The following is an 11532-nucleotide window of genomic DNA, read 5'->3' on the forward strand; positions in this document are numbered from 1 at the left end:
TACATCATTGCGAAGCCAATAAACCACAACCTCCACAATGACTTGCATGCACTTCTCCCGGTCGAGCGAAGCGTCACTTCGCATGAATCTCCACTGGCAGTGCGACGTTGGTCCAAAGACGTATTGTGTCGTCACCACACTATTTATAATGTTGTCTGACAAATCCATTGGGGCAACACCGCCATTAGTCGGAGACGTCCCGCACCATCGATGCGAGGCCCGCACCACGCCTGGCGGCGACGAACGAAGGAGAAGGAATAGCGGTGATCACGAACCCAGAGACCCAACCGACCCGTGGCACCCAACTCTCGGAGCAGGTCGCACGGCAGCTGACGCACGCCATCCATACCGGCGACATGCGCCCCGGGGAGCGTTTGCCCACCGAGGCCGCGCTCGGCGAACGCTATGGCATCAGCCGTTCGGTGGTGCGCGAGGCCATTTCCATGCTGCGTAACGCCGGCCTGGTGACATCGCGTCGCGGCAGCGGCAGCTTCGTCGCCGAGGTGCCCACCGTGGCACTGCGCCTGGCGATTCCCGACCCATCGCTGCAATCGGTCATCCGTCTTCTCGAACTGCGCCGGGCCCTGGAGGTCGAGGCGGCGCGTCTGGCGGCGCAGCGCCGCACGCCGTCCCAATTGCGCCGAATCCGTAATGCCATGGCCGATATCGACGAGGCCGTCGAAATCGGTGCCGATGGTGTCGATCAGGACATGGCCTTTCACCGCGCCATCGCCGAGGCGTCGAACAACACGCACTTCACGGCAATCATCGACTTCTACAATCGCTTCCTGCATCACGCCATTACCGTGACGCGAACCAATGAATCGCTACGCGAAACGTTCATGGCGCAGGTCATCGAAGAGCATCAAGCAATCGTCGATGCCATCGACCAAGGCGACGAAGACGCCGCCGCCCAGGCCGCCGCGCGCCACCTCGAGCATGCCGAGTGGCGCCTGCGACAGGCGCCGACGGATCTGCTGGAACGTCTCGAGGACACCGCAACCGACACGCCGGTCTGATCAATGGCCGTTCTGACCAACGACCGTTTCATCAAAGAACCACAGACAAGGAACGCGAGATGACACAAGCACGACGCGCGCGGGTGGGGATCATCGGCCTGGGGTCGATGGGAATGGGCATGGCGACGTCATTGGTCGATGCCGGCTTCACGACCTGGGGATGCGACCTGCGACCCGACGCCAGGCAGGCATTCGACGCGCACGGTGGCCGGGCGGTTGCCACGCCCGCCGAGATGGCCGCTCACGTCGATGTCGTCGTCAGCGTGGTCGTCAATGCCGAGCAAACCCGTGAGGTTCTGTTCGGCCCCCAGGGCATCGCCGACGGCCTGGCGTCCGGCAGCGTCATCGTCTCATGCGCTACCTGCGCGCCGGATGCCGTGGTCGCCCTGGGCGATGAGCTCTCCACCCGGGGCCTGCGCCTGCTCGACGCGCCGATTTCCGGTGGTGCCGCCAAGGCCGCGCAAGGCGCGCTGACGATCATGGCCTCGGGACCGGCCGATGTTTTCGACAGCGTCGAGGAGGTTCTCGATGCCCTCGCCGCCAAGGTCTTCCGCCTTGGCGACGCGATGGGACAGGGTTCGCAGGTCAAACTGGTCAACCAACTGTTGGCGGGGGTGCACATCGCCGCTGCCGCCGAGGCCATGGCCTATGGCATTCGCGGCGGCTGCGACCCACAGGTGCTGTATGAGGTCATCACCCAGAGTGCTGGTAATTCATGGATGTTCGAGAATCGCGTGCCGCACATTCTCGAGGACGATTACACGCCGCGCTCGGCAGTGGACATCTTCGTCAAGGATCTGGGCCTGGTCCACGACACTGCCCATCGCGACAAGTTTCCCCTGCCGCTGACCAGCCAAGCGCTCACCATGTTTACCCAAGCCTCGGCACAAGGCCATGGCGGCGACGATGACGCTGCCGTGATCAAGACGTTTCCGGGCTTCGGGTTGCCATCTCACGCGGCCAACGATGCCGACACAGGGGAGGAGGAATGACGATGCCCATCATCGGATGCATTGCCGACGATTTCACCGGCGCAACGGACGTGGCGAGCATGCTGGTCAGTGCCGGCATGCGCACGCTGCAGACCATCGGCGTCCCTACAACGTCACTGGACGATGACGTCGAGGCCGTGGTCGTCGCCCTCAAGTCGCGCACCCTGCCCGCCGACGAGGCCGTATCGCAGTCTCTCGAGGCGTTGGCGTGGTTGCAGGCCCAGGGCTGCGAGCAGTTCTACTTCAAGTACTGCTCGACGTTCGACTCCACACCCGCGGGCAACATCGGGCCGGTGACCGACGCGCTGATGACGTCGCTTGGCACTGACTTCACCGTGGCCTGCCCGGCACTGCCCGCCAACCAGCGCACCGTCTACAACGGCTACCTGTTCGCGGGGGGCGTGCCGCTCAACGAAAGCGGCATGCAGGACCACCCTCTCACGCCCATGACGGATGCCAATCTGGTGCGCGTTCTCGGCGCCCAGACGCACCAGCGGGTCGACCTGATCGACTACGCCACGCTCAGCGAGGGGGCTGAGGCCGTCGAGGCCCGCATCCAGGCGCTGCGTTCGGCGGGCGTGGGCATCGCCATTTGCGACGCCATCGACACGCAACATTTGCATACCCTGGCGCGCGCCTGTCGTCATTTGCCCCTGGTGACCGCCGGCTCCGGCCTGGCATTGGGGCTACCCGCTAACCTGGCCGATCGGTTGCCTGCGGCGGGACAAGCCGATGCATTACCCGCCATCGCCGGTCGAGAAGCGATCTTGAGCGGCAGCTGTTCGCGCGCCACCCTGGCGCAGCTCGAACATGCCCGCGAGCACTACCCGAGCTATCACCTCGACGCCCTGGCCTTGGCCGATGATTTCGAAGGCGTCATCGCGAAGGCACTCGCGCTGGCCGAAGAGCATCTCGACCGTGGCCCGGTACTGCTGTATGCCAGTGCCTCGCCGGAAGACGTGCGACGGGCGCAGGAGGTCCTCGGCGTCGCGGAAGCGGGGGCCCTGGTCGAACGCGCCATGGCCGAGATCGCCCAGTCCCTCGTCGAGCACCATGGCGTGCGGCGCTTGCTCGTGGCGGGAGGCGAAACCTCCGGCGCGGTGGTCAACGCGCTTGGGGTGCAAGGCTTGCGCATCGGCCCGAGCATCGATCCCGGCGTGCCCTGGACCACCACCTTTGGCACCCCGGCGCCGCTCGCCCTGACCCTCAAGTCGGGCAACTTCGGCGCCCGGGACTTCATGACCAAGGCATGGGGGATGTTGCCATGAGCCACATCAGCACCACGACCACCGAAAATCGCCTGCGCGAGGAGATCGCCGACATCGGTCGTGCCTTCCGGCTACTGGGCATGGCGCCGGGCACCTCCGGCAACATCAGCGCCAAGCTCGATGACGGCTGGCTGATGACGCCGACCAACGCCAGCCTCGGCGCCCTCGATCCCGCCGCGATTTCCAAACTTGACTGGGACGGCAACCTGCTCGACGGCGCGCCACCGACCAAGGAATCGTTCCTGCATCGCGCCTTCTACGATCAGCGTCCCGATACCGGCGGCATCATTCATTTGCATGCCACGCACTCGGCGGCGGTCTCGTGTCTCAACGGCCTCGATGAACGCTCCTGTCTGCCTCCCATCACACCGTATTTCGTCATGCGCGTGGGGCGTTTGCCGCTGATTCCTTACTATCGCCCCGGCGATCCCGCCCTCGGCGACGCGATACGCGAGCATGCCAAGACCCATGGCGCGGTGTTGCTGGCCAATCACGGCCCCGTGGTGGCGGGCAAAACCCTGGAAGCGGCACGCAACGCCATCGAGGAACTGGAAGAAACCGCCAAGCTGTATCTCCTGCTACGCCAGCACGACGTACGCACCCTGGGCGAAGCGGAAATCGACGAGCTTCGTCAGGCCTTCGGCGCCCACTGGTAAGCATTTTCTGAAAGGAGCCTCCCCATGCCCCGCTTTGCCGCCAACCTGTCCATGATGTTCAACGAGGTGCCCTTCATGGAGCGCTTCGCCGCGGCCGCCGCCTGCGGCTTCGAAGGGGTCGAGTTCCTGTTTCCCTATGCGTTCGCGGCCGATGACATCGCCGCCGAGTTGAAACGTCATGGCTTGCAGCAGGCGCTGTTCAACCTGCCGCCGGGCGACTGGGACGCCGGCGAGCGCGGCATCGCCGCCCTGCCGGGGCGCGAGGCGGAGTTCCGCGAAAGCGTCGAGACTGCGATTCGTTACGCCCGGGCGCTGAACTGTCCGCGTCTGCACGCCATGGCAGGGCTGGCACCTGAGGGTGTTTCACGGGAAACATGGCGCGCGGTGTATCTGGACAACCTGCGCCATGCCGCCCGCCGCCTCGCCGAGCACGACCTCGAATTGCTGCTCGAGCCCATCAATACCCGCGACATGCCGGGGTACTGCCTCAATCATCAGGCCGAGGGGCACGCCATCGTGGCCGAACTGGGCGAGCCCAACGTCAAGGTGCAGATGGATTTCTACCACACCCAGATCATGGATGGAGATATCTGGACGACCTATCGGCGTCATCGCTCAGGGGTCGGCCACATTCAGATCGCTGGCGTTCCCGAGCGTCACGAACCCGATACCGGGGAAGTGAATTATCCGTGGCTTTTCCAACAGTTGGACGCAGACGGGTTCGAGGGTTGGATCGGCTGTGAGTACAAGCCCCGTGCCGGCACGCGGGCGGGACTGGGATGGTTCGAGGCGTGGAAACGGCCAGCCGGCTAGAGGCCGAGACGCTGGCAGACCCTGGCGTTTGCACATGCGCCGGGGCCCGCCAGGACATTCAGAACGAATAGGTCAGGGTCGAGGTCACCCGTCGTGGTTCGCCATAGACACCGTAGGTGTCGAAATAACTGTAGTACTTCTCGTCGAACAGATTCTTCACGTTGACCTGTAGCGCCAGCTGCGGCGTGAACTGGTAACGACCGAAGACATTCGCGACCGCGTAACTGCTCTGCTCGTAATCGCGGGTTCCGCCGCCGGGCGCGGCCTGGTCGTCGATGAAGGTGTCGCTCTGCCATCTAGCGCCTCCACCGATCGTCAGCTGACGCCACTGAGGTACACGGTAGCTGGCGAAGAGATTGGCTTGAGTACGCGGGCGGTCGGTGTTGAACGAGCCTTCCGCGGACGTCGCCGTGTAGTGGGTAAAGCCGACCGTCATATCGAGATCGTCGGTCACCGCACCGGTCAGCTCGGCCTCGAAGCCTTCGCTGACCACGTCACTGACCGGGGTCGCGGTGGTGATGAGCGAGCCGGGCGTACTGACGATATCGGCCACGTTGTCCTGCTCGAGCCGGAACACCGAGAACGAGGCGTTGAGCAATCCCTCGAACCAGGCCGCCTTGATGCCGGTCTCGTAGTTCTTGCCCACGAGGGGATCCAGATAGCCGTTGCCGCCCTCCAGGCGATAGCTCTGTGGCTGGAAAATCTCGCTATAGCTCAAGTAAGTGGACCAGACATCGTTGATGTCATAGACCAGGCCGCCATACGGGGTGATGTCGTCTTCGTCCTGCGAATGGTTGCCCAGGCCGCTCGACCAGGTGCTGCCATGCCAGTCGGTATAGCGAGCGCCGACGATCAGCGTCAGCGGATCAGCCAGCGAGAATCGCGCAACGCCATAGACCGCCTTCTGCCGCACACTGGCGCTTTCCGACTGAGAAAACGCCGGCCAATCAAGGTCGTCTGTCGCCCCGCCCCAGTTGTCGAAGTCGCCTACGTCGATAGCGGCAGACGTATAACTGTTTTCGTAATCGTTACTTTGATCGCTGTAGCTGCCTCCAACGACTAGCTCATGTTCGCGACCGAATAACTCGAAAGGACCTTTCACATAAGCGTCGGCAGAATCCACATCACGATCGCCGCGATTCCAGCCAGTATAAAAGGCAGGCCCTTGCCCCGTTATCGGATCTGGTGACGAAAAATAGGGCTCGTAGTAGGGCGCCATCAGGCGGGAGTCCAAATCCGTCTCTTCATGGGTCGCCGTGCCGCGCAGCTCCCAACCGTTGTCGAAGCGATGGTCGATCTGCGCGAATACTTTCTTCGATTCGTAATCGCTGTAGGACCAGTCCGGGGCCACGCTGAACGAGCGGCTGTAATCCGTCTCGCTGCCATCGCTGTACCAGAGCGGCAATCCGCCCCAGGTCGGCGACGAGGCATGAGTGTTCTGGTAGTCGTAACCCACCGACAGGGTGGTGCGATCGGTCACGTCCGCATCGATCACCGCGTAGCCGAACTTCTCACGCTCGGCGTAGCGGTCCAGAGAGGAGTCGCTGTCGTCGTAGCCGCCGACGAACCGCGCCCGCACATTGCCGGACGGCGTCAGCGGGGTGGTGACATCGACCACGCCGCGGCGCTGGTCCCAGCTACCCAGCGTGCCGGACACCGACCCCGTCAGCTCGCGGCTGTCGGCGTGCTTGCGCACGAAATTGACCGAGGCACCGGGGTTCCCCGCGCCCGTCATCAGGCCGTTGGCGCCGCGCACCACCTCGACCCGATCATAGATCGCCGTGTTTTGGGAGCCCTCGCCGAAGTACCAGCGACTGTCCGTGTTGAGCGTGGGAATGCCATCGTATTGATAGCTGTTGATGCGAAAGCCGCGTGAGTAGAACGACACACGGTTGCTGTCGATGCGGCTGGCGGAGATGCCCGTGGTGTTGGTGAGGACCTCTTCGATGTCCTGTAGATCCTGATCCTCGATGCGCTGCTCGGTGACGATGCTGAGCGCCTGTGGCACCTCCTTGGGGCTCAGCTCGAAACGCGTGCCCGCCGCGGTGGTGCGGCGCGTATAGCCGACATTGTCATAGAGGTTCACGGCTGTGACCGTCACCGTATCCAGCTCAGGTGCCTCATCGGACTGTGCCCATGCCGAGGAGAAGGGAAGCACTGAGACGGTGGAGAAAAACGCGATCGGTAACGCGCGGCTGCGAAGAAAATGCGCGCGGACTTGGCCGCACGACTGGCCCGACTCGTACGGCCGACAGGAAGGTTTGTTCATTGTGTTCCCTTGAGGACGCGTCATGGGCGTCACTTTCATGAGGCATTTCCGAAGCGCGAAGTATGGAAACCCTCGACTCAAGAGTCAATGATTATGATAAATATTCGCATTGGCATCATTGGCGCCATCGATGCTGAAGACGCCATCGATGCTGAAAATGGTGCTTGCGGCAGTCGAGACCTCAGTCGTCGTCCTCAAGATCGTCACGCTCGCGTTCGCGGCGCTCCTCGGCTTCCTCGCGGGCATCGTCGATCACCGCCATCAGCTCCATCACGTCGACGTCGAGGGTATCAGGCTCGAAGTGTCCGGTGAGCGGGCTATCCGGGTGCAGCTCACCAGCTTCATAGAGCGCCCAGATCTCCTTGCCATAGTCGGTATTCAGTAGCGCCGGCTCGAAGCGCCCGAACCAGGCACGCATGTTGTCGACGTCGCGCACCAGCAGCATCGGCGCGCTGTTGTTGCCCGCCGCGTCGACCGCCTGGGGCAGGTCGATGATCACCGGGCCCTCACGGTCGACCAGCACGTTGAATTCGGAAAGGTCGCCATGCACCAGCCCGGCGCACAACATGCGCACCACATCGGCGATCACCCGATCGTGATAATCGCGCGCCTGTTCCGGGCTCAGCGCCACCTCACCAAGTCGGGGGGCAACATCGCCCTCGCCGTCGCCGATCAGGTCCATCAGCAGCACGCCGTCGACGAAGCCATGCGGCCGAGGCACGCGCACCCCCGCCGCCTCCAGCCGGTACAGGGCATCCACCTCGGCGCTGAGCCAGGCCGCTTCCTGTTCCTTCTGACCGTAGCGGGTCTTCTTGGCCATCGCCCGGGCACGCCGGCTGTTACGCTCCTTGCGACCCTCCTGATACTGAACGGCCTGCTTGAAGCTGCGTTGACTGGCTTCCTTGAATACCTTGGCGCAACGCCGCTCGGCGCCACAGCGCACCACGTAGACCTGGGCTTCCTTGCCGCTCATCAACTGGCTGACGACCTCGTCGATCAAACCGTCGTCGACCAAGGGCTGGAGTCGTTTGGGTACTTTCATATCACCTTATATATGGTATGGGCCAATAATCGGCAAAGCATCGCATGGTCATCCATCAATGCAAGCGCCAGAAAAGCAGTCTAGGGAGGAAACGCTGACAAATAGTCGAGCGGGATAAAGCGCAAGGCGCACGGAGCACAGGAGCCGGAGCCTATGGGGTATAGGTGAGGATTCCGCGCACCGCGCAACGCAGCGATTTGCCCGCGCAGGCATTTGTCAGGATATCCTAACGGGTGACACGGCGCGCCCGGAACGACCGCCCCTTGATCCGTCCATTGGCGAGTTGATCGAGCGCGGCCCTGGCCACCTCGCGCTCGACGGCGACGAAGGCACTGCGCTCGGTGATCTGGATCTTGCCGACTTGGTCGCCGGCGATACCGCCCTCGCCGGTCAAGGCGCCGAGAATGTCCCCCGGACGTACCTTCTGCTTCTTGCCGGCGCCGAGCTGCAGCGTCGTCATGCGCGGCGTGAAGGGCTGCGGATTACCGCGCAGGGTCGGCAGCGGCTCGCAGGCCAGCGACTCGCCGAGGAACTCGCTAAGCTTGTCGAGCCGGTAATATTCGTTCTCGGCGACCAGTGTACAGGCCACTCCGCGCCCACCGGCCCGGCCAGTCCGCCCAATGCGATGCACGTGAACCTCGAGTTCGCGGGCGATCTGGTAATTGAACACCGCATCCAGCGCGTCGATATCCAGCCCGCGCGCCGCCACGTCGGTGGCGACCAGGACCGACACGCTCTTGTTGGCGAACATCGCCAGGATGCGGTCGCGGTCGGGCTGCTCAAGATCGCCATTGAGCGCCAGCGCGGAAAAGCCCGCCGCGCTCAGGGCGTCAGCGACCTGCAAGGTCTCGCGCTTGGTATTGCAGAACACCACGCTGGATTCCGGGCGGCTATTGAGCAACAGGCGTTCTAATGCCGGTACACGGTCGTTTTCGTCCGCGACGCGGTAGAAATGCTGGCGAATGCTGGTGTCATCGTGAGTCGAGGCGACCTCGACGTTCAGCGGTTCGCGCATCATACGCTCGGCGATGGGTCGGATGCCCGCGCCGTAGGTGGCGCTGAACAACAGCGTCTGCCGCGAGACCGGCGCCTGGCCGACGATCGCCTCGATGGCCGCCTGAAATCCCATGTCGAGCATGCGGTCGGCTTCATCCAGCACCAGCGTGGTCAGCGCGTCGAGTGTCAACGAGCCCTTGCGCAGGTGCTCCTCGATCCGCCCCGGCGTGCCCACCACCACATGCGCGCCGTGCTCCAGCGAGTCGCGCTGCGGCTTGAGCGGCGCCCCGCCGCATAGCGTCAGCACCTTGACGTTGCCCAGCCCGCGCGCCAGCCGACGTACCTCACCGGCGACCTGATCGGCCAGCTCGCGGGTCGGACACAACACCAGCGCCTGCACGCGAAACGTCTTGGTCTCGAGTCTTGAGAGCACCCCCAGGCCGAACGCCGCCGTCTTGCCCGAGCCGGTCTGGCCCTGACCGATCACGTCGCGCCCGGCAAGTATCGCCGGCAGGCTCTCGGCCTGGATCGGTGTCATCGCGTGATAACCCAACGAATCCAGGTTAGAGAGCAGTGCGGGCGCCAGCGGCAAGGTGGCGAAATCGGATGATGGCGAATCGGACACGGCGGCAAATCCTGTCGTGAAGCTGGCCACGCCATACGCGCGAATGGGTGGCGTGTGATAGCGGGGGCAATGGCCAAGGATGGAATGGCGGCAGGATAACAGAATCGTGCCAGTAGCGTGCGCACAAGCAAGTGATAGCGATCCAGAACCGAAGGGCACGGAACACCATTATTCAGAAACCGGCCAGCAAGCATGCGTTACCTGGCCCCCACTTTCGTCGCGCACCTTTGGTCGCATCACATACAGAAGTGTTTGTAATCGCCCGCTCTCATTTCATCAATAACTCTTTAAGTATCAAAAACAAGAAATACATATATTAGATAGAATACCAATTAAGCGCTTACGCTTCGCAGGCTCAATAAAGAACGGGTAAGCGGATTAAATGGTTGATCTTACCTTTGCATGAGAGTGAGACAGACCGGCATCTCATCGGATTATCTGGTTGATGCTTCACCTACTGCTGGTGCATGTTTCCTTCGCTAATTCCAGCAAGAACCCCACACGCCTCAACTTCCCGGTCATCGTTGCAACTCGCTCTCAGTGAAACGAGTTGTTTCTCAAGCGCTTGCAGAGCGGTTATCTGCGACCGCACATGAGAGATGTGATCATCGAGCAAGGCGTTGACGGCGGTACAAGGCTGATGAGGGTCGTCCTGATAGCTCTGTAGTTCGTGAATCTCAGCCAGTGACAGGCCCAGGATTCTGCAGCGACGGATGAAGGCCAGCCCCTCACCATGCTTCTCGGTATAGACACGGTAACCGTTGTCCTGCCGATCAGGCGGCGGCAACAAGCCCTGCTGTTCATAGAAGCGGATCGTCTGTGTTTCGACCCCTACCAACTGCGCCAACTGACCAATGCGCATCAGCCTCCTCCCCAACGGATTCTTTACTCTATTGACCTTATAGTAGCTTTATAGTTTTAAATGGTACCACAACATTGTTCAAGTGGAGTCGTATCATGAGCAAATCCTGTGGTGGCGCCTGTGGCGGTGATGCAACGTCCGCAGCGGATACCGATATACAGGCCTCCTCCGAGGCGCCAGGGAGATGGGTCAGTGTTTATGCCGTGCCGAAGATGGACTGTCCATCAGAAGAACGAATGATTCGCCTAGCCCTGAACGGCTTTGAGGAGATTCGGGCGCTGTCCTTCGACTTGTCGAACCGCCGGCTGAAGGTCGTGCATGACGGCGAGGTCGAGCCCGTCACCTCGAAACTGAAGACCTTGGGGCTAGGCGCCTCGCTTCAGGAAACCGTCGCTGCAAATCCGGAGACCATCAAGGCCGCCGAGTTTTCGGCAGCTTCTGCTAAGCAAGAATCCGGGACCCTGCGCTGGTTGCTCGGCATCAATGCACTTCTGTTCGTGGTGGAAATGACTGCCGGTCTGATCGCCCAGTCCACCGGCCTGATTGGAGAATCCCTGGACAATTTTGCCGATGCGGCGGTGTACGGGCTTGCCCTTTATGCGGTTGGACATAGCGTGAAAATGCAGGTACGTGCCGCGCATCTTGCTGGTGTACTGCAACTGATCTTGGCTGTGGGCGTGCTCGTAGAGGTGGTGAGACGCTTTGTATTCGGTAGTGAGCCTGAATCGCTGGTGATGATGGCTATCGCATTCGTCGCATTGATTGCCAATACCAGTTGTCTGCTGCTCATATCCAAACATCGGGAAGGCGGGGCGCACATGAAGGCAAGCTGGATATTCTCGGCCAACGACGTGGTGATCAACCTGGGGGTCATCACCGCCGGCGCCCTGGTCGCGTGGACCGGTTCCAATTATCCGGATCTGATTATCGGCACCATCGCGGGGGGCATTGTACTTAACGGTGCCAGACGCATTTTGGCGTTGAAGGGTT

At 62.2% G+C, this 11532-nt stretch carries 10 protein-coding genes; 6 read left to right on the plus strand and 4 right to left on the minus strand.

What is annotated here, in order from left to right; genetic code table 11:
* The first annotated feature begins 263 nt into the window (after nt 1–263).
* From L1075_RS14405 to otnI, 5 genes are read left to right on the plus strand one after another with little or no spacing between them, the layout of a single operon-like run.
* Complete coding sequence (locus L1075_RS14405) at nt 264–1019, plus strand: FCD domain-containing protein (RefSeq protein ID WP_178999059.1); 756 nt, start codon at nt 264–266, stop codon at nt 1017–1019.
* Nucleotides 947–2011, plus strand: a complete 1065-nt coding sequence (ltnD, locus tag L1075_RS14410) for an L-threonate dehydrogenase (protein ID WP_425531266.1) — start codon at nt 947–949, stop codon at nt 2009–2011. Before L1075_RS14405 ends, ltnD begins: the two co-directional genes overlap by 73 nt.
* 2 nt (nt 2012–2013) lie before the next feature.
* The gene (otnK, locus tag L1075_RS14415; protein ID WP_343311275.1) at nt 2014–3279 is read left to right on the plus strand and encodes a 3-oxo-tetronate kinase; all 1266 of its coding nucleotides are present in this window, start codon (nt 2014–2016) and stop codon (nt 3277–3279) included.
* Nucleotides 3276–3935, plus strand: coding sequence for a 3-oxo-tetronate 4-phosphate decarboxylase (gene otnC / locus L1075_RS14420; protein WP_246942503.1), 660 nt, complete (start codon nt 3276–3278; stop codon nt 3933–3935). The genes otnK and otnC overlap by 4 nt, the downstream gene beginning before the upstream one ends.
* Before the next feature lie 24 nt (nt 3936–3959).
* The gene (gene otnI, locus L1075_RS14425; RefSeq protein ID WP_246942505.1) at nt 3960–4748 is read left to right on the plus strand and encodes a 2-oxo-tetronate isomerase; all 789 of its coding nucleotides are present in this window, start codon (nt 3960–3962) and stop codon (nt 4746–4748) included.
* A 58-nt stretch (nt 4749–4806) separates the two neighbouring features.
* Here otnI and fhuE read toward each other — a convergent pair whose 3' ends face one another.
* From fhuE to cadR, 4 genes are all read right to left on the minus strand, one after another.
* Nucleotides 4807–7017, minus strand: coding sequence for a ferric-rhodotorulic acid/ferric-coprogen receptor FhuE (fhuE, locus tag L1075_RS14430; RefSeq protein WP_246942507.1), 2211 nt, complete (start codon nt 7015–7017; stop codon nt 4807–4809).
* Nucleotides 7018–7198: 181 nt separating this feature from the next.
* Nucleotides 7199–8059: a PA4780 family RIO1-like protein kinase gene (locus tag L1075_RS14435; protein ID WP_246942509.1), complete on the minus strand. Its 861-nt coding sequence runs from the start codon at nt 8057–8059 to the stop codon at nt 7199–7201.
* Nucleotides 8060–8285: 226 nt separating this feature from the next.
* Nucleotides 8286–9680 (minus strand): ATP-dependent RNA helicase DbpA, encoded by a 1395-nt coding sequence (gene dbpA / locus L1075_RS14440; protein WP_246942510.1) that lies wholly within the window; start codon nt 9678–9680, stop codon nt 8286–8288.
* A gap of 454 nt (nt 9681–10134) precedes the next feature.
* On the minus strand, nt 10135–10542 hold the full coding sequence (cadR, locus tag L1075_RS14445) for a Cd(II)/Pb(II)-responsive transcriptional regulator (protein ID WP_004364961.1): 408 nt from the start codon (nt 10540–10542) through the stop codon (nt 10135–10137).
* A gap of 95 nt (nt 10543–10637) precedes the next feature.
* On the opposite strand from cadR, the gene L1075_RS14450 reads away from it, so the two are divergent.
* Nucleotides 10638–11532, plus strand: an 895-nt coding sequence (locus L1075_RS14450) for a cation efflux transmembrane domain-containing protein (protein ID WP_004574643.1), incomplete at its 3' end; no start/stop codon positions are given.

Origin of the sequence: Chromohalobacter beijerinckii (assembly GCF_023061185.1) — a bacterium.
In the GTDB taxonomy this organism is placed as follows: Bacteria; Pseudomonadota; Gammaproteobacteria; order Pseudomonadales; family Halomonadaceae; genus Chromohalobacter; species Chromohalobacter beijerinckii.